Annotated in this window: 18 protein-coding genes; 6 read left to right on the top strand and 12 right to left on the bottom strand. The window is 64.8% G+C overall.

Annotated elements, in window-relative coordinates; genetic code table 11:
* Positions 1 to 67 precede the first annotated feature (67 nt).
* Entirely contained in the window at positions 68 to 790 is a 723-nt protein-coding gene (locus ACVWZM_RS38645) for an AraC family transcriptional regulator (RefSeq protein WP_141341865.1), read from the top strand.
* Positions 791 to 862: 72 nt separating this feature from the next.
* On the top strand, positions 863 to 1,627 hold the full coding sequence (locus tag ACVWZM_RS38640) for a sulfite exporter TauE/SafE family protein (RefSeq protein ID WP_076834430.1): 765 nt from the start codon (positions 863 to 865) through the stop codon (positions 1,625 to 1,627).
* Positions 1,628 to 1,668: 41 nt separating this feature from the next.
* Here the strand turns inward: ACVWZM_RS38640 and ACVWZM_RS38635 are convergent, their stop codons facing one another.
* From ACVWZM_RS38635 to ACVWZM_RS38590, 10 genes are all read right to left on the bottom strand, one after another.
* On the bottom strand, positions 1,669 to 1,935 hold the full coding sequence (locus ACVWZM_RS38635) for a hypothetical protein (RefSeq protein ID WP_021078341.1): 267 nt from the start codon (positions 1,933 to 1,935) through the stop codon (positions 1,669 to 1,671).
* Positions 1,936 to 3,039: 1,104 nt separating this feature from the next.
* Entirely contained in the window at positions 3,040 to 3,462 is a 423-nt protein-coding gene (locus ACVWZM_RS38630) for a hypothetical protein (protein ID WP_141341872.1), read from the bottom strand.
* 30 nt (positions 3,463 to 3,492) lie between these two features.
* Positions 3,493 to 4,980 carry an Asp-tRNA(Asn)/Glu-tRNA(Gln) amidotransferase subunit GatB gene (gene gatB, locus ACVWZM_RS38625; protein WP_076834432.1) on the bottom strand — a complete coding sequence of 496 codons (1,488 nt, stop codon included), beginning with the start codon at positions 4,978 to 4,980 and terminating at the stop codon, positions 3,493 to 3,495.
* A gap of 117 nt (positions 4,981 to 5,097) precedes the next feature.
* A complete protein-coding gene (locus tag ACVWZM_RS38620; RefSeq protein WP_310885880.1) occupies positions 5,098 to 6,459 on the bottom strand; it encodes a patatin-like phospholipase family protein in 1,362 nt (453 codons plus the stop codon).
* A 156-nt stretch (positions 6,460 to 6,615) separates the two neighbouring features.
* On the bottom strand, positions 6,616 to 6,906 hold the full coding sequence (locus ACVWZM_RS38615; RefSeq protein ID WP_141341878.1) for a hypothetical protein: 291 nt from the start codon (positions 6,904 to 6,906) through the stop codon (positions 6,616 to 6,618).
* Positions 6,907 to 6,909: 3 nt separating this feature from the next.
* Positions 6,910 to 8,385 carry an Asp-tRNA(Asn)/Glu-tRNA(Gln) amidotransferase subunit GatA gene (gene gatA, locus ACVWZM_RS38610; protein ID WP_253623789.1) on the bottom strand — a complete coding sequence of 492 codons (1,476 nt, stop codon included), beginning with the start codon at positions 8,383 to 8,385 and terminating at the stop codon, positions 6,910 to 6,912.
* Positions 8,382 to 8,612 carry a hypothetical protein gene (locus ACVWZM_RS38605; RefSeq protein ID WP_057020772.1) on the bottom strand — a complete coding sequence of 77 codons (231 nt, stop codon included), beginning with the start codon at positions 8,610 to 8,612 and terminating at the stop codon, positions 8,382 to 8,384. Before ACVWZM_RS38605 ends, gatA begins: the two co-directional genes overlap by 4 nt.
* A 78-nt stretch (positions 8,613 to 8,690) precedes the next feature.
* Positions 8,691 to 8,978, bottom strand: a complete 288-nt coding sequence (gene gatC / locus ACVWZM_RS38600) for an Asp-tRNA(Asn)/Glu-tRNA(Gln) amidotransferase subunit GatC (protein WP_057020773.1) — start codon at positions 8,976 to 8,978, stop codon at positions 8,691 to 8,693.
* Between the two features lie 360 nt (positions 8,979 to 9,338).
* Entirely contained in the window at positions 9,339 to 10,418 is a 1,080-nt protein-coding gene (locus tag ACVWZM_RS38595; RefSeq protein ID WP_076834440.1) for an NAD(P)H-dependent flavin oxidoreductase, read from the bottom strand.
* Positions 10,419 to 10,570: 152 nt separating this feature from the next.
* Positions 10,571 to 11,617, bottom strand: coding sequence for an NAD(P)H-dependent flavin oxidoreductase (locus ACVWZM_RS38590; RefSeq protein ID WP_076834442.1), 1,047 nt, complete (start codon positions 11,615 to 11,617; stop codon positions 10,571 to 10,573).
* A gap of 58 nt (positions 11,618 to 11,675) precedes the next feature.
* Between ACVWZM_RS38590 and ACVWZM_RS38585 the strand changes: the two genes are divergently transcribed.
* From ACVWZM_RS38585 to ACVWZM_RS38575, 3 genes are all read left to right on the top strand, one after another.
* Positions 11,676 to 12,566 carry a LysR substrate-binding domain-containing protein gene (locus ACVWZM_RS38585; RefSeq protein ID WP_456855924.1) on the top strand — a complete coding sequence of 297 codons (891 nt, stop codon included), beginning with the start codon at positions 11,676 to 11,678 and terminating at the stop codon, positions 12,564 to 12,566.
* A gap of 76 nt (positions 12,567 to 12,642) precedes the next feature.
* Positions 12,643 to 13,125 carry a Holliday junction resolvase RuvX gene (ruvX, locus tag ACVWZM_RS38580; protein WP_028341005.1) on the top strand — a complete coding sequence of 161 codons (483 nt, stop codon included), beginning with the start codon at positions 12,643 to 12,645 and terminating at the stop codon, positions 13,123 to 13,125.
* Between the two features lie 2 nt (positions 13,126 to 13,127).
* Positions 13,128 to 14,054, top strand: a complete 927-nt coding sequence (locus ACVWZM_RS38575; protein WP_076834445.1) for an AEC family transporter — start codon at positions 13,128 to 13,130, stop codon at positions 14,052 to 14,054.
* Between the two features lie 44 nt (positions 14,055 to 14,098).
* Here ACVWZM_RS38575 and ACVWZM_RS38570 read toward each other — a convergent pair whose 3' ends face one another.
* Positions 14,099 to 14,893, bottom strand: a complete 795-nt coding sequence (locus tag ACVWZM_RS38570) for a GNAT family N-acetyltransferase (protein WP_456785105.1) — start codon at positions 14,891 to 14,893, stop codon at positions 14,099 to 14,101.
* 18 nt (positions 14,894 to 14,911) lie between these two features.
* On the opposite strand from ACVWZM_RS38570, the gene ACVWZM_RS38565 reads away from it, so the two are divergent.
* The gene (locus tag ACVWZM_RS38565) at positions 14,912 to 15,295 is read left to right on the top strand and encodes a hypothetical protein (RefSeq protein WP_456855922.1); all 384 of its coding nucleotides are present in this window, start codon (positions 14,912 to 14,914) and stop codon (positions 15,293 to 15,295) included.
* 274 nt (positions 15,296 to 15,569) lie between these two features.
* Here ACVWZM_RS38565 and ACVWZM_RS38560 read toward each other — a convergent pair whose 3' ends face one another.
* Entirely contained in the window at positions 15,570 to 16,781 is a 1,212-nt protein-coding gene (locus ACVWZM_RS38560) for an ABC transporter substrate-binding protein (protein ID WP_456855920.1), read from the bottom strand.
* Between the last annotated feature and the right edge of the window lie 57 nt (positions 16,782 to 16,838).

Genomic DNA, 16,838 nt, shown 5'->3' with positions numbered 1-16,838 from the left:
CCCTCATGACGGTCGGTGACCCCCGTGCTACGCTCGGAGATCACCGCCCCATCGTTTCGAGACCTCCGTGATCGCTCGCCTCGCCATGACCAATGCCTGGACTTATCGGCGAGCCGACAGGGAAGACATCGTTGAGCTGGCATCGTGGCGCGGCGCCGGCTCGCTTGGCCTCAAGCCGCACTTCCATGACGAGAACCAGATCGTGCTGGTGCTGTCAGGGTCGCGCGCCTTTCGCATCGGCGGCGCGACCGTCACCGTGCCCGCCGGCCATGCCGCGCTGATTCCGGCCGGAATGCTGCATGCGCCGATGACGATGTCGGACGAGGAAACGGCCTGCCTGAACGCCTACGTTCCTGCCGGCCGCGTCTGCTCATCGGTGCGGATCATCCGGTTCGGGCAGCGTTGGCGGAACGTCGACGAGATCTCGCCTGGGCACGTCAGCGAGATCGCCGACGACATCCTGTCGTGCGCGCCGTCCCACCCCGCCGGGTGCACCGACAAGACGAAGCTCGGCATCACGCTGACCGAGAGCGTCGCGCCGATCGGAGCGATTGCCGCCGGCTTCGGGCGAAGCCGCGAAGGCTTCAGCCGCATGGTCAGCCGCGAGCTCGGCATCCCGCCGCATACCTTCCGCCGGCTGGCCCGCCTCAATCTTGCCCGGCAATTGCTGCGCGCCGGCGAGCCGATCGCAGCAGCCGCGGCCGATGCGGGCTTTTCTGACCAGAGCCACCTCACCCGGCTGTTCCGCCGCACCTTTGGCACGACGCCGGGCGTCTACTGGCGCGGCTGAAGTGACGTCACAGACGTTCCAGACCGATTGGCGCGCCGCCCGCTAGCCTGCTCACCCTCAAGAGGGTGAAGGATGGATACCCAGACAAGTCTTCTGCTGCTGGCGGCCGGGGTCGCCGGAGGGATCATCAATGCACTGGCGGGCGGCGCCACACTCATCACCTTTCCGGCGATGCTCGCGGCGGGCCTGCCGGCCGTCATCGCCAACGCGTCGAATGCGGTGGCGATCTCGCCGGGGCATTTGATCGCGGCGCTCGCCGATCGCGGCAAGCTGCCGCCGCCGACGCGGCGCACGATCAGCTTCGTCGTGATCGCCACGGTGGGCGGCGCGGTCGGCGCCGGCGTGCTGTTGCTGCTTCCCGAGCGGCTGTTCCTGCTGCCGGTGCCGGCCTTGATCGCATTTGCAACGCTGTTGTTCGGCTTCGCGCCGCAGATCCAGGGATGGACCGTCGAGCGCCACAAGGCCGCGGCCTTGCCCTCGACCAGCGCGAGCGGTGCTGTCCTGGGATTGTCGTGCATCTATGGAGGCTTCTTCGGCGCCGGTCTCGGCGTCATCCTGACCGCGGTGCTGTCGATCACCGAGCCCGGCGACATCAGGGCGATCAAGGCGTTGAAGAACCTGCTCGCGACGTGCGTGTCGCTCGCTGCCACATTGATCTTTATCTTGCAGGGAGCGGTGCGATGGCCAGAGACCTTGGCGATGCTGCTCGGCGCCATGATCGGCGGCTATGCCGGAGGCTTCCTGATCCGGATCCTTCCCGGCCACATCGTCCGGCAGTTCGTCATCGTGGCCGGAGCGCTGATGACGGTGGTCTACGCGGCGCGATACTGGTTCTAGGTGGAGCGAGGGAGCCGAGGCTCCCATCGACATCGGTTGGCTTAGTGCGTCGTCATCCAGGCGCGGGCTTCACGCTGGGCGGCCGCGATCTCGACATCGGACATCTGCTCGGCGACTTCGCGGCGGTGCGCGATCGCGTCAGTACGTCCCTTGAGCGCCGCCAGGTTGAACCATTTGTGCGCCGCGACGAGGTTGACCACACCGGAGCGGCCGCTCGCCCAATACATGCCACGTTCGAACAGCACGTCCTGGATCGCCGTTGCGGCAACCGGGACAGCGCTTTCCTGATCGATGACCCCCTGAAACATTCTCATTCCCCTTTTTGTTGTTGGCCGCCCTCCCCCGAGCGCGGCCCCCGTCCACTGTTGAAACTACCCTGTCATTCCCTGGCTGATCTTTGATCATGCCCGGGCTGATCTCTTGATCATGCCCCGCGCTGATCCTCGGGATCACCGCGTGCCGTTTGCCGGCTTGTTGGGATGATCATGGCCCATCAAATTTGAAGAGCGGTTTAAGTATCGCGATGAACGGGATGTAAATCGGCGTCGCCGAGGGCGCATCGAGGAATCGCAGAAGTGCCTGTGCCGCAGGCACTTCCTTGCATTCGTGAACGCCGGTTTACCCTGGTGTTTGGGACAACGATAACCATGGCGGACATTGGCCGCGGGCGCCGGCGGGTCCCACCAGGTAATCAGTTCGAAATTGACGGAGGGACGGCGCGACCATGGACGAGCCGCGGAGCGGCGTGCGGTCGGGTGCACAGAGAAAAGCAACGCGAGGCCGTCAGGCCCAACGTCGATCCGGAACGGGGATGGATGGGGAAAGTGGCTGCCGGGCGCGGACTGCGCGGGCCGCCGGAACGAGGGGGTCGGCGAACACGTCAGGACCAGATTTCAGCTCGGCATTCTCGCCGGTGAAATTGCGGAACCAAGCGGGCTCCGCACCGAACGAAGAAATCTCTGTTTCTTCTGCCGGACCGGTTTTGGGAAGGTTGCCCTCTCCGAAATTCGATCCAGCCGTTTGACCTGATGTCTCGCCGACACCCTCTTTCGTCAGCCAGAGCCTTGGGGGTGGGATGTGCCTCTCAGCAGTCCGTCCGCTGGCTCTCGCGACGTGCCGGCGTCAAGCCGCCGGCAATCCTCTCGAGGCGAGAGGCTTACTTCTTCTTGGCGACCTTGCGGGTCTTCTTCGCAGTCTTCTTCACTGCGCTCTTCGCCTTCTTCGCCTTCTTCGCCTTCTTTGCCTTCTTAGCCATGTTGCCCTCCAGTATGTGAGATGGCTCTACTTCGCTGCGTGCACTCGGGAATCGATATGCACTACTTCCCGAATACACCAACAGACCGAAAAAAACAGTGTCCCGCTTAAGGAAGTGTTGACGCAGCGGTGGCAACGCGCACCGCGCGCGCCGCCGTTCAAATCGACACTTCATTCACGCGACGATGCAAGAAGTGCAACAGCCGCCGACATCGGCATTTGTCAACGTTGCAGGAAATGCCTTCTGTTGTAGGCTTTTCTTGAATTCGCATTGAAGCGATCGACGCGAGATCGTCGTTGCGCTGAGTCGCGAGCGAAGACGAAAAGCGGCACGTCGCCGACGCCGAGTCGTAATTTTTGGCAACGAAAAAATTTTCGTGGGAAAGACGGCTTTTGCCTCGTTTGAGGTCATCCGAACCGGATTTGCGAACGAATCGCGGCTTCTGCGATTCGGCGCCGGTGGCGCCGGCGCGCCACGAACGGAGGGTGTGAGGCAGGATCACGCCACGTTCACGCGCGCGCGACGACACCGAAGGTGACGGCAAAGGAGCATGCAAGGGAGCATGATCCGGCTGGATCATGCGCCAAGGACAACATCATTGTCCTGTTGTTCAGATGCCGAGCTTCGACTTCAAGAGGTCGTTGACCGCCTGCGGGTTCGCCTTGCCGCCCGACGACTTCATCACCTGACCGACGAACCAGCCGACCAATTGCGGCTTCGCCTTCGCTTGCTCGACCTTGTCGGGATTGGCCGCGATGATGTCGTCGACCACCTTCTCGATCGCGCCGAGGTCGGTGACCTGCTTCATGCCGCGCGCCTCGACAAGCGCGCGCGGATCGCCGCCTTCCTGCCAGACGATCTCGAACAAGTCCTTGGCGATCTTGCCGGAAATCGTTCCCTCGCCGATCAGGTCGACGATCGCGGCGAGCTGCTCCGCCGACACCGGCGAGGCTGCGATCTCGACGCCTTCCTTGTTGAGACGACCGAACAATTCGTTGATCACCCAGTTGGCGGCGAGCTTGCCGTCGCGCGCCTTGTCGGCAAGACCCGACAGCACCGTCTCGTAGAACTCCGCGCTCTCGCGCTCGGCGACCAGCACGCTCGCATCATAGGGCGACAGGCCGAAGCCCGTAATAAAACGGGACTTCTTCTCGTCCGGCAGTTCCGGCAGCTGCGCCTTGAGATCGTCGACGAAGGCCTGGCTGAACTCGAGCGGCAACAGATCGGGATCGGGGAAGTACCGGTAGTCGTGCGCCTCTTCCTTGGAGCGCATCGAGCGGGTCTCGCCCTTGTTCGGGTCGAACAGCCGGGTTTCCTGGTCGATCGAGCCGCCGTCCTCGATGATCTCGATCTGACGCCGCGCCTCGTACTCGATTGCCTGGCCGATGAAGTTGACCGAGTTCATGTTCTTGATTTCGCAGCGGGTGCCGAACGCGGTCTCGCCGTAACGGCGCACCGAGACGTTGACGTCGGCGCGCAGATTGCCCTTCTCCATGTCGCCGTCGCAGGTGCCGAGGTAGCGCAGGATCGAGCGCAGCTTGGTGACGTAGGCCTTGGCCTGCTCGGCGTCGCGGATGTCGGGCTTGGAGACGATCTCCATCAGCGCAACGCCGCAACGGTTGAGGTCGACATAGGACATCGTCGGCGACTGATCGTGCAGCAACTTGCCGGCGTCCTGCTCCAGGTGCAGCCGCTCGATCCCGATCGTGACGCTGCGGCCGCCGTCGAGCTCGAGCGACACCTCACCCTCGCCCACGATCGGCGACTTGTACTGGCTGATCTGGTAGCCCTGCGGCGAGTCCGGATAGAAATAGTTCTTGCGGTCGAACACCGAGCGCAGGTTGATCTGCGCATTCAGCCCGAGACCGGTGCGCACCGCCTGGCGGACGCACTCCTCGTTGATCACGGGCAACATGCCCGGCATCGCGGCATCGACCAGCGAGACATGGGAATTGGGATCGCCGCCGAACGCGGTCGATGCGCCGGAGAACAGCTTCGCGTTCGAGGTGACCTGGGCATGGATCTCCATGCCGATCACGACCTCCCAATCGCCGGTGGCGCTCTTGATCAGTTTGTGCGGGGCGGCAGATGCGGTCATGGATCTCGGTTTCCGGATAAAGGATATCTGGGATGGATTGGGCTTCGCGCAACCAATCGCGCCAGTCAAGCCGCCTTCCTGTCCTCTTGCGGCCCGCCGCCGTCGCCTGCGGCGGGATCAGAGCCCGCGCCGGAACTGCTGGTAGGCCTTGCTCGAGCGCAGCGCGTCGGCGCCGCCCGCGATCAGCTGGTCGACCTGCTCCGGCGGCAGCGACAACCGCGTCGGGATGGCGTTCAGGATGCCGGCGCGGTCCGGTCCGAGGCGGTCGAAGCCGAGCCGCTCGACATAGATCGCGACGTCACCGCATTTCCAGCCGGCGCCGACGCCGAGCCGGCTGCGCTCCGCCGCCGACAACCCGCAGCGCCAGCGCTTCAGCTTGCCGGACCAGTCCTCGGCAAGCGCCGTGAAGGCGGCGTAGCTGGAGCGCACGCTGGCATCGATCGCGGTGTCGGCGGCCGCGGACACCAGTTCGACGCCACTCGGCCCTTCGAGCGTCTGCACGAAGTCGCCGGAGATGCCGCGGCCGGCGTCGACCACCAGGAACAGGATGCGCTTCAGCTTGGCTGCCTGCCGCTCGTTCAGCGGCTCGTACGGACGTTCCGCGGCGAGCAAGCCGATGCTCAGCCCCGACAGGCCGTAATTGTCGACGAGGCCGCCATCGAGCAGCTTGACGTAACGCATCGAGCCGTCGCGGTAATGCGCCTGGGCCTCGGCATAGGCGCGCAGCAACGGCTGTGCGTTCGGATCGTTGCGCACCCGCTCGAGCCAGGCCGGCAGTGGCGCGGCGCAACCGCCGGGATAGGTTTGCAGCACGATCGGGGCGAATGCCAGCGGCACCGCGGCGGATGCCGCCACCGCTTCGGCGACACGATACGATCTGATGTCGCTGCACAAGGCATCGAACGACGTCTTGCCGAACACGAACGGCGTGCGGTTGTAGATATCAGACGCGTTGATCCAGACCCGCGGCCGGCGATCGTCGGCCAGTGCGTCGAACCGCGCGCCGTCGAACAAATTCTGATCGAGCCAGTCGGTGAACTGGCTGTCGTTGACGCCGCCGCCGAGCGCGCGCCCGATATTGCCGAGCGAGATCCGGGTCTTCAGTCCCTCCTCGGCGTTGCGCAGCAGGAAGCGCTGGCGAAAATCGTCGAGCGCCGCGCGGCGCTTCAATCCGAAATAGGCGGCGGTGACCGATCCGCCGGAGACGCCGGAGACGAAGTCGACGCGGTCGAGCAGCGTCTTGGTGCCCGCCGCACTCGAACGCGTGTGGTCAAGCTCCTCCAGCACGCCGAAGGAAAACGCCGCCGCGCGGGTGCCGCCGCCGGAGAACGACAGCGCGAGCAGCAGATCATCTTCGTAGGCCGGAATGTCGCGAGCGCTGCTGTTGTCGGCGAGCGCGGCGCCGAGCGGCACATTACCGGGCAGATTGTAGACGGAGGCGCAGCCGGCAAGGCCCGCCGCCACCACGGCCGCCAGCATTGCTGACAGCCATCCCCCTATGCCCGACCCACGCACGAATACTCTCTTTTGCCGCTGGCCCCCGCCCGGTTCCATTAGCCTATCACGGCCAATCTGGGCGGCGGCATGGCGGCCGAAACAAGGTTAATGCTCGCGGTGCCTCCGCACCGGCGTCCTTTAGCCGCGCTGCGCCAGCAGCGTGGCTACGATCCGCTCCCACTCGGCCTCGAGCGTGTCCTTTGCGGCCGGCTGGCCGGCCTGGCGATACCAGTAGCCGGCATTGCCGAGATCGCCTTCGACGCGATGCAGATGGGCATGCACCCAGGCCGAATTGGCGTCGCCCTCATCCTGCACGATGCGGTGCGCCTGGTCCCAATCGCCCTTCTTTGCCCACCACAACGCGGCGAGCGGCGGCGACAGCGCCGCATCGGGCGCGGTGTCAGCGAGACTGGCGCGGAAATCCGCCATCGCTCACCACCATCTAGGGGCCGTGAACCGGCCGGCCGCCTGCTCGATCACCTCGCCGAGCGAGAACAGCGTCTCTTCGTCGAACGGACGGCCGATCAACTGCAGGCCGAGCGGCAGACCTTGCGTGTCCTTGCCGGCGGGCACGGCGATGCCCGGCAGGCCCGCCATGTTCACGGTCACCGTGAAGATGTCGTTGAGATACATCTCGACCGGATCGGCGCCGCCCTTCTCGCCGATGCCGAACGCCGCCGACGGCGTCGCCGGCGTCAGGATTGCGTTGACACCCTTGGCGAAGCAGTCCTCGAAGTCCTTCTTGATCAGCGTCCGGACCTTTTGCGCACGCAGATAATAGGCATCGTAGTAACCGGCCGACAGCACATAGGTGCCGATCAGCACGCGGCGGCGCACCTCGTCGCCAAAACCATCGGCGCGGGTGTTCTCGTACATCTCGATGATGTTCCTGCCCGGTTCGCGCAGCCCGTAGCGCACGCCGTCGTAACGCGCGAGGTTCGACGAAGCCTCCGCCGGCGCCACGATGTAATAGGCAGGCAGTGCGTATTTGGTGTGCGGCAGCGACACCTCGACGAGCTCGGCACCCGCGGCCTTCAGCCACTGCGCGCCCTCGCTCCAGAGCTTCTCGATCTCGGCCGGCATGCCGTCGAGCCGATACTCCCTGGGGATGCCGATCTTCATGCCCTTCACGGACTTGCCGATCGCGGCCTCGTAGTCCGGCACGGCGATGTCGACCGACGTGGTGTCCTTGGGATCGTGCCCCGCCATCGAGCGCATCAGGATCGCGGCATCGCGCGTCGAGCGCGCGATCGGGCCGGCCTGGTCGAGCGAGGATGCAAACGCGACGATGCCCCAGCGCGAGCAGCGGCCATAGGTCGGCTTGATGCCGACGGTTGCGGTGAACGCGGCGGGCTGGCGGATCGAGCCGCCGGTGTCGGTCGCGGTCGCGCCCATGCAGAGAGCAGCCGCCACCGCCGAAGCCGAGCCGCCGGACGAGCCGCCCGGCACCAGCGTGGTGTTGGAGCCCTCGCGCCGCCACGGGTTGGTGACCGGGCCGAAGCACGAGGTCTCGTTCGACGAGCCCATCGCGAATTCGTCATTGTTGAGTTTGCCGAGCAGCACTGCACCGTCGCGCCACAACTGCGAGGTCACCGTCGACTCGTAGGGCGGAATGAAATTGCCGAGGATATTCGAGCACGCAGTGGTCCTGATGTCGCGGGTCGCGAACAGGTCCTTGATGCCGAGCGGGATGCCGGCGAGCGGTCCGCCCTCGCCTTTTGCAATTTTCGCGTCGGCGGCCTTGGCCATCTCGCGGGCGCGGTCGGGCGTCTCGAGCACATAGGCGTTGAGCACGCGCGCGGCTTCGATCGCGGCGAGATGCGCATCGGTCAGTTCGCGGGCGGTGAAAGACTTGCTCGCCAGGCCCTCACGGGCCTCGGCGATCGTCAGCGATGTCAAATCAGTCATTTATTGATCGGGCTGCAGAAGAACGGAGACAGGGTCTTGTCGTTGGCGGGGTCGTCATGCCGGGCTTTGGCATTTTCCTTGGCGCGGGCGGCGTCAAGCGCCTCGAGATGGTCGAGCACGGCGTCCATCGCCGCGTTGGGATCGGCGACCTTCCCCTTGCGCTCCATGGCATCGAGGAAGTCCATATAGGCCTTGTAGGCCTTCTCATCGTCGCACAGCAGACACATTGAGCTTTGTCGCTTTTGTTTGACGCGTTTTCTTCACGCGAACCGGTATCCACTTCGCTCGAAAACGCGATGCTTGCGTTACTCGACCACCTTCGGCACCAGAAAGAAGTCGTTCACGGTGTCGGGCGCGTTGCGGACAATGACGTCGGCGATCTCGCCGTCATTGACCACGTCGGCGCGCTTCTTCATCTCCATCGGCGTCACCGAGGTCATCGGCTCGACGCCGTCGATATTCACTTCCGACAGCTGCTCCACAAAGGCCAGCATCGCGTTCAGCTCGCCCTGGAGATGGGGAACTTCGGCGTCGCTGACCGCGATCCGCGCCAGATGCGCGATGCGGCGGACGGTCGTGGCGTCTACGGACATTATATAGGGCCTCGGGGCTGAAAGGTCAGCCTGCCGTATAGCAGAGGCCGGTTTTGCGCCGCAACCGCGCGAATTTGCCCGCCCAACGGGGCTTTGCGCCCATCCGGCGACCGGGCAAGACACCCTGCCACGCATTCCGGCTGCGAAACGCACGACGAAACCAGTTCGCGGCCACCGCGAAGTCGTCCCGAAACATTCACGGCGCCTACTCCACCAAACAGAAAAGTTCGGAGCGCGTCATGTCAATGCTCAACGGCAGCCTCCCCCCGGAGGGCTGGGACCCCGCCCTCTGGTCGATCGGCACGGCGCTGGGGGTCGCGATCCTCTACGTGGCCTGCCTGGTCTGAACGAGGCCGCGCGTCAGGCCTGAGACAGAGCCGCCATCCGCGCCAGCGCGGCGCCGGCGAGCGCGCGGGTCAATTCGGCGGCCGGCATCTCCTTGCCCATCCGCACTGCCTGCCCGGCCCATAGATTGGTGAAATCGACCTTGCCCTGTTTCTCGGCAGCCGCCTTCAGTGGTCCGAGCGCGGTCGCGGCGTGTGGAAACGCCGGCGCGTCCGGCGAGATCGGCCCGACCTCGCGCATCACGCGGTTGGCGACGCCGCGCGCCGGGCGTCCGGTCATCACATTGGTGATGACGGTCGATTCGTCGCTCGCTTGCGCCAGCGCGACACGGCCCTGCGGGGTTACCTTGGATTCCGGGCAGCGCAGATAGGCCGAGCCGATCTGAACGGCCGCGGCGCCGAGCGCGAATGCCGCCGCGATCCCGCGCCCGTCAGCGATACCGCCGGCCGCGACCACCGGCACCTTCACCGCATCGACCACCTGCGGCAACAGCGAGAACGTCCCGGGCTGCTCGGAAATATTCTCGGTCAGGAACATGGCGCGATGGCCGCCGGCGTCGGCGCCCTGCGCGATGACGACATCGGCGCCGTTCTCTTCCAGCCAGATCGCCTCCTTCACCGTGGTCGCCGACGACATCACGATCGCACCGGCCGCCTTCACCCGCTGCAACAGCTTCGGCTCCGGCAGGCCGAAATGGAAGCTGACCACCTCGGGCTTCAGCTCCTCGACCACGGCGCAAAACGCCGCGTCGAACGGCGCGCGGTTCGCCGCGTTGATCGGCGCATCCGGATCGAGGCCGAGCTCGTGATAGTAAGGCGCGAGCAGCTGCCGCCATGTCGCTTCATGCGCGCGATCGGTCTCGACCGGCGTGTGGCAGAAGAAGTTCATGTTGACGGGCGCCGAAATGCGCTGACGGATGATATTGACCTGCTCGCGTGTCTTCTCGGCCGATAGCATCGCGCATGGCAATGAGCCGAGTGCGCCACCCTCTGCGGCTGCGATGACAAGCTCCGCATCCATCACGCCCGCCATCGGCGCCAGTACGATCGGGAATTCGGTTTTGAAGAGATCAGTTAGACGTCGATCAGGCCACATTCTTCTTGCTCTTGAACTGGTTGTTGTTGGTTTTGAACCCTCTCCGCAAAAAGGGAGAGGGTCGGTTCGATACGAAAGCCAGCGAGCGGAACTATCACCGATCGCTACGGATTCAAGTCTCTTATGCGATGCGCGTTCCGATTCACGCCTTTTCAGGCAGGAGCCGGCGCCTGCGCAGGGTTGAGCACGGAGTTGCGACGTCCACGCAGAATCTGTTCGGCCTCCAACGTGATCCTGTCGACAATCTCGGCCGCCGGCGGAACGTCGTGGATCAGCCCAACCGCTTCGCCCGCGATGACGGCGGCGACGTCGAAATCGCCGCGCGCCTTGGCCTCCGCATAGTCGGCGACAACCTTCTTCACATTCTGGAGCAATTCGACCTCACGTCCCGTCCAGCGCTGGACATGATCGTTGACGAGACAGCGCCCGTTGAACGGAGCCGGCCAGACATTGTTGCGTGACAGATCGAAGACGATGCCACGCACCGTCTCACCGCTCTTGGCGGCACAGACCCGCCGCTTCGCTTCGTCAGCAATCTCGGCTTCCTGGCTCGCGTAGAATCGTGTGCCGAGCAGCACACCGGAGGCGCCGAGCATCAGCATGGCGGCAAGACCGCGGCCGTCCGCGATGCCGCCGGCGGCAACCACCGGGACACGCCCCGCGGCGAGATCAACGATCGCCGGCACGACATCAAGAGTGGTTCGCGACGCGCCATGACCGCCGGCCTCGGTCCCCTGCGCGACGAGGACGTCGGCGCCGGCATCCAGTGCGTCCTGCGCCATCTCTTCGTCCTGCACCTGGCAAATGAGGCGCGCACCGGCTTGCTTGATCCGCGGTCCGAACGGCTTCGGATCACCGAACGACAGCATGATCGCGCGCGGTTGTGCTGCAAGCGCGACGTCCAACACCTCCGGCTGCTTCGCCATGCTCCAGGTGATGAAGCCGATGCCGAACGGGGTCGTCGATTTCCGGAGCTTCGCCGTCTCCTGCTCGAGCCAAGGCCGGTCGCCATAGCCCCCGCCGAGAATGCCAAGGCCGCCGGCGGCGCTGACCGCAGTCACGAGCCTCGCGCCCGCGACCACATCCATCGGTGCGAGCAAGATCGGTTGTCGGATTCCCAAAAGCGCAGTCAGCGGCGTGTCGATCGACATGGCGTTCCTCCGGGGTTTGTGGACAACCAGACTAGGTCGGGCTAACATTCTGTGAAAATGAATACTAGAGAACGCTCCCATCTCTGATTTGAAACGGTGGTCCCAGATGGAATTGACCGACCTGCTCACCTTTTCCACGGTCGCCCGCCTCGGCGGCATCACCAAGGCCGCTGACGAGCTCAACACCGTGCAGTCCAACGTCACCCAGCGCATCAAGGCGCTGGAGGCCGAGATCGGCACCGCGCTCTTTGAACGTCACAGCCGCGGCATGTCGCTGACCGGCGCCGGCCGCCGCCTGTTGCCCTATGCGCAGCGCATGGCGGCGCTGTCGCGCGAAGCCGTGCTCGCCGCGCGCGACGATGGCGAGCCGAAGGGTCCGCTGTCGATCGGCTCGATGGAAACCACCGCCGCGGTGCGGCTGCCAACGCTGCTCGCCGAGTTTCATCGCCGCTATCCGGCGGTGCGCCTGACCTTGCGCACCGCGCCGACCGCCGACCTCGTTGCCGCCGTGCTCGACGGCTCGCTCGACGGCGCCTTTGTTGCCGGTCCGATCGAGCATGCCGAACTGTCAGCAACATCAGCCTTCACCGAGGAACTGGTGCTCGTCACCGCGCAGCGCTGGAAATCGCTGGCCGCCTTGCGCGCCGGCACGCCGGAGTCGGGCCCGACCGCGCTGGTGTTCCGCACCGGCTGCACTTACCGGCAGCGTCTCGAACAGGTGTTTACCGAGTTCGGCTGGCCGTCGGCCGTCCGGTTCGAGTTCGGCACGCTCGACGGCATGATCGGCTGCGTCGCCGCCGACATGGGCGTCACCCTGCTGCCGCGCGCCGTCGTCGAGCGCGACCATGTCCAGCGCGACATCAACATCCACAAGCTCAATCCGCAGCATGCGCATGTCGAGACGCTGTTCATCCAGCGCCGCACCGCGCATCAGTACAGCGCGTTGCAGGGGTTGGCCGCGTGCCTCGGTGGCGACGAGCGGGTGATCGCCGCCTGACCGGCTTTTTCGCATGGACGCCACGGCAGTGCCGGGCTTTGCCTCGGCGCGCGGCTGCGTGCTAAGCGCTAGCGCCATGCCCGCCCCCATCCTTCCCCTGATCGAAGCCGCGCCGCACTGGCCCGAGCGCGGCGCGCTTGTCGGCCTCGACCTCGGCACCAAGACCATCGGGGTTGCCGCCTCCGATCCGGACCGGCGGCTGGCGACCGGCGTCGAGACCATTCAGCGCAAGCAGTTCAAGGTCGATGCGGCGCGGCTGCTCGCGATCGCCGCCGAACGCAATGCCGTCGGCTTCGTGCTCGGCCTGCCGATCAACATGGACGGCAGCGAGGGGCCGCGCGCGCAATCGACCCGGGCCTTCGCCCGCAACCTCGCCGGCCTCACCGCGCTTGCGATCGGACTGTGGGACGAGCGGCTCTCGACTGCGGCGGTCGAGCGCGAGCTGATCGGGATGGACGTCAGCCGCGCCCGGCGCGCCGAGGTGATCGACGAGCACGCCGCGATCTTCATCCTGCAGGGTGCGCTGGACCGGCTCGCGAAGCTGCGCGGGGAGCGCTGACCATGGCCGTGGTGATCGCGGCGCTGCTGCCGGTGTTCCTCTTGATCGTGCTCGGCTTCGTCCTCAAGCGCACGCTGATGCCGCTCGATACGCAATGGCAAGGGCTGGAGCGGCTGACCTATTACGTGCTGTTCCCGGTGCTCCTGGTGCAGACCCTGGTGAAGGCCGACCTTACCACGGTGCCGGTCGCGGGCGTCGGCGGCGCGCTGCTGCTCGCGGCGCTGGTGATGTCGCTATTCTGCCTCGCGCTGCGCGGCCCGCTGGCGCGCGCTGGCGTCGACGGCCCTGCCTTCACCTCGATCTTCCAGGGCGCGACCCGTTGGCAGACCTATGTCGCGCTTTCGGTGTCGCGCAATCTCTATGGCAGCACAGGCCTTGCCCTGGCTTCGGTCGCGATGGTCGCGATCATCCCGCTCGTCAATGTGTTCAGCGTCGCCGTGCTGGCGAAATATGCCTCGTCCGAGAAGCGTTCGACCGGCGCCATCGTGATGACTGTCGTGCAGAACCCGCTGATCTGGGCCTGCGTCATCGGGCTCGTCATCAATGTCGCGCACATCCCGCTGCCACAGATCTGGTATGACGTCGCCGACGCGCTCGGCGGCTCGTCGCTGGCGATCGGCCTGCTCGTCACCGGGGCCGGGCTGCATCTGGAAGGCATCTTCCGGCCCAGCCTCGCCGCCAGCGCGGCATTGGTGCTCAAACTCGTGCTGATGCCGGTGCTGACCGTCGCGCTCGCGATGTGGTTCGGCGTCACCGGCTCCAATCTCGCCATCGTCGCGGCCTGCGCCGCGGTGCCGACCTCGCCGTCAGCCTATGTGCTGGCGCGCCAGATGGGCGGCGACGCGCCGCTGCTCGCCCAGATCATCACGCTGCAGACAATTCTGGCCGCGATCACGATGCCGATCGTGATTGCCGCGGTGGGGCTTTAGAAGGCGTACCCGATCGGCCTTGAATATCGCCGCGCAATCGGTCGCTACCAGACTTCGCGATAGTTCGCGAATTTGCGCAAGGTCTTGTCATAGCGGGCCGGTACGATCCAGGGCAACAGGAGCCTGAAGATCGCGTTCGGAAGCGGAGAGCGAAGCCGCACATAGAGGTCGAGCGGATCGAGGTCATGCCGCATCCGGAATTTCGGTTCGTAGCTGAGACCCGTGCTTCGAAGCCACCTGTAACCGTTGGCGATCGCCCAATTCATCATGTCGCGAATGGTGTAGTAATAAAGATGAAGGTCGAGTGCGACAGCATAGTCGAGCCCGACATACTCCCAGAACAGACTGTCGCCTTCGACCATGCAAAGGCTGAAGGCGATCACCTTCCCGCCACGGCGCCAGATGAAGAAGCGGACCTTGTCCTTCATGTCGCTGCCGAGCCGGCGGAGATAGTCGGCTGTCAGTTTCTCGAAACGGAATTTCGAGCGATCGAAGACCTGCAGGTAGAGCGGATAGATCTCGTCGACGGCATCCCTTGCGTCGTCGGTGACGGTAAGAGCTATGGTTTCACCGTCGGTTGCCTTGAATTTCTTGCGGAGCTGCCAGCGTGCCGATCGCGGCAGCGCATTTTGCATGTAGGCATCGAAGTCGTCGTGCTCGATATTGAGCGCCGTCATCGGCATGCTCGGCGCACGGGCGAAGCCGCGCCGGACAAAGCAATCCAGCACCGGCCGGTAGCGCGCAGGAAATTCCTTCAGGACGATGAGTTGCGCCCCGCACGATCGGGCGAGCGTGACGATTTCGCCGCAAAGAATCTCGGCGATCTTGCCGGACGGCACCGTGCTTGATCCGGCAAGATGCCCTTCACCAGCGAAGCATCCGACCATCAGGGTTCGCATTTTGAGAAACCCGGGAACGAAGCCTCGGATGCGCGCCAGCAGCGGCTGCCATTGCGCTCCAAGTCCTTCGAGAACGTCCTGGTCGAGAAGAAAAAACGGCTGGACGGCATGGAGACAGCCTGCCCAGTCGATGATCGCGAAGTACCGGTACTCGACACGCTCACGGAGCGTATCCTCCAGGATTTCGTAGTAGCGGTGATCCTTGCGCAGGTCGACGAAACTGGCCTCCCAAGCGGGACAACCGGCGATTTCGTCGCGCGTCACGATCTTTACGCGAAACGGCGCTGTAGCAGCCGCCGCGTCCGCTACGCTTGTTGTATCAGCCAGACTGACTGCGTCTGACGCCAACGCAATGCTCCGGGTGATGAAAAGTCTTTCAATACAGTATCAATGTACCTGATTTGGCCGCGGCCTCCTGTGCCATCCGCGCAACAAGTCATTACTTTCGAAGTTGCGTCTCTTTCGAGGCCCCGTCGGCGCCGAGCGGCGCGCGCCCTCCCGCAATAGACCGGCCCGCCGGTCCCAGCGACGTAGCACCACAACTCGCCCTTGCGCTTCAGCAAGAGCGAAGGCCCGCAACAATTGCGCGCGGCTCGTAGGCTTATGTTGATCGCCGCTATTTCCCGGTCGAACCGGCGAACGCCGTATCGAGCACATCCCCGATCGGCTGCCAGCTACGGCCATCGAACTGAAGCAACCGCAATTGCTCGACCGGTCGGAACTGAGCGGTGTTGATCTTGATGCCGGGGAGCAAGGCGGACGCCTGATAATCCCTGAGCGCCGCAGCCTGCTTCATGACGTTCTCGCGCGACAGGTCGTTGCCGCATTGCCTGAGCACCTCGACCATCGTTTCGGCAGCGGCATAGCCGTAGACTGCAGCCGCGTCATCCTTGCCGCCGGCTTTGGTGTACTTGTCCAGGAAGCTGTACCAGGCACCCTGCTCCGCTCTCCAGGCCGGATCGCTCGCATCCTTCAGGAACGCGGCGGTGATGACGCCGGTCGCATTCTCCGTGCCGGCCCGCTTGAGCACCGTCTCGATCGATGACGCCATCTGGTTCACGACGAACACCGGCCGCCAGCCGTGGTCGGCCGCCGCGCGGATCACCTTGGCGGCATTTTCCGGTACTCCGGCAAACACGAAGACCTCGGCGCCAGATTGCTTCAGGATCGAGACGTGGCCGTCCAGGTGCTGATCGTCGACATCATAGGCGATGTCGACCCTGAGGTTGTGGGCGACGTCGCCCAGCCCTTGCACCAGTCCCTTGAACAATTCGCGCCCGAACTGGTCATTCTCCCAAAGCGCCACGATTTTCTTGCCGGGATAGAACGCCTGGATGTAGTTGGCGTAGATGCGCCCTTCCTCGCGATACGAAGGCTGCCAGCCCATGGTCCACGGATAGAGCGACGGCTCGCTGAGCTCGTGATCGCCGGAAGCAACGAAAAGCTGGGGGATCTTGCGTTCGTTGAGATACTTCCGCACCGCCAGATTCCCCGGCGTGCCGAACGAACCGAACATCAAGAGCACATTGTCGGTCTCGACCAGAATTCGCGTGAGATCCATGGCGTTGGAGGGATCCGACAGATCGTCATAGGACATGAAGCGGATCTTGCGGCCATTGATGCCGCCGCGTTCGTTGATCATCTCGAAATAGGCGGCTTCCGCCTTGCCGATCTGGCCGAAAATCTCCAGCGCGCCGCTATACGGCATGACATTGCCGATCCGGATTTCGGTGTCGGTAACGCCCTGGTCGCGCACCTGCTGCGTGATGGCGCCGAGAGACGCCAGCGCGACGACGCCGGCCAGGAGTGCTCGGATCAAGATAGCCATGAGAAGAGCTCGCACGACGGCAGCCGCCGCTGCCTGGTTTCAGTCCGGCCCGCGCTC

The sequence above is a fragment of the Bradyrhizobium sp. USDA 4501 genome, assembly GCF_054062115.1.
The sequence above is the reverse complement of the archived record's forward strand: the minus strand, read 5'-3'. Positions and strand labels throughout refer to the sequence as shown.

What these genes read in the sequence shown, in the direction of transcription:
- ACVWZM_RS38640 (WP_076834430.1), top strand. Translation starts at nt 863, where the DNA reads ATGGATACCCAGACAAGTCTTCTGCTGCTGGCGGCCGGGGTCGCCGGA.
- ACVWZM_RS38635 (WP_021078341.1), bottom strand. Translation starts at nt 1,935, where the DNA reads ATGTTTCAGGGGGTCATCGATCAGGAAAGCGCTGTCCCGGTTGCCGCA.
- ACVWZM_RS38630 (WP_141341872.1), bottom strand. Translation starts at nt 3,462, where the DNA reads ATGATCCAGCCGGATCATGCTCCCTTGCATGCTCCTTTGCCGTCACCT.
- gatB (WP_076834432.1), bottom strand. Translation starts at nt 4,980, where the DNA reads ATGACCGCATCTGCCGCCCCGCACAAACTGATCAAGAGCGCCACCGGC.
- ACVWZM_RS38620 (WP_310885880.1), bottom strand. Translation starts at nt 6,459, where the DNA reads ATGCTGGCGGCCGTGGTGGCGGCGGGCCTTGCCGGCTGCGCCTCCGTC.
- ACVWZM_RS38615 (WP_141341878.1), bottom strand. Translation starts at nt 6,906, where the DNA reads ATGGCGGATTTCCGCGCCAGTCTCGCTGACACCGCGCCCGATGCGGCG.
- gatA (WP_253623789.1), bottom strand. Translation starts at nt 8,385, where the DNA reads ATGACTGATTTGACATCGCTGACGATCGCCGAGGCCCGTGAGGGCCTG.
- ACVWZM_RS38605 (WP_057020772.1), bottom strand. Translation starts at nt 8,612, where the DNA reads ATGTGTCTGCTGTGCGACGATGAGAAGGCCTACAAGGCCTATATGGAC.
- gatC (WP_057020773.1), bottom strand. Translation starts at nt 8,978, where the DNA reads ATGTCCGTAGACGCCACGACCGTCCGCCGCATCGCGCATCTGGCGCGG.
- ACVWZM_RS38595 (WP_076834440.1), bottom strand. Translation starts at nt 10,418, where the DNA reads ATGTGGCCTGATCGACGTCTAACTGATCTCTTCAAAACCGAATTCCCG.
- ACVWZM_RS38590 (WP_076834442.1), bottom strand. Translation starts at nt 11,617, where the DNA reads ATGTTAGCCCGACCTAGTCTGGTTGTCCACAAACCCCGGAGGAACGCC.
- ACVWZM_RS38585 (WP_456855924.1), top strand. Translation starts at nt 11,676, where the DNA reads ATGGAATTGACCGACCTGCTCACCTTTTCCACGGTCGCCCGCCTCGGC.
- ruvX (WP_028341005.1), top strand. Translation starts at nt 12,643, where the DNA reads ATGCCCGCCCCCATCCTTCCCCTGATCGAAGCCGCGCCGCACTGGCCC.
- ACVWZM_RS38575 (WP_076834445.1), top strand. Translation starts at nt 13,128, where the DNA reads ATGGCCGTGGTGATCGCGGCGCTGCTGCCGGTGTTCCTCTTGATCGTG.
- ACVWZM_RS38565 (WP_456855922.1), top strand. Translation starts at nt 14,912, where the DNA reads ATGCCCTTCACCAGCGAAGCATCCGACCATCAGGGTTCGCATTTTGAG.
- ACVWZM_RS38560 (WP_456855920.1), bottom strand. Translation starts at nt 16,781, where the DNA reads ATGGCTATCTTGATCCGAGCACTCCTGGCCGGCGTCGTCGCGCTGGCG.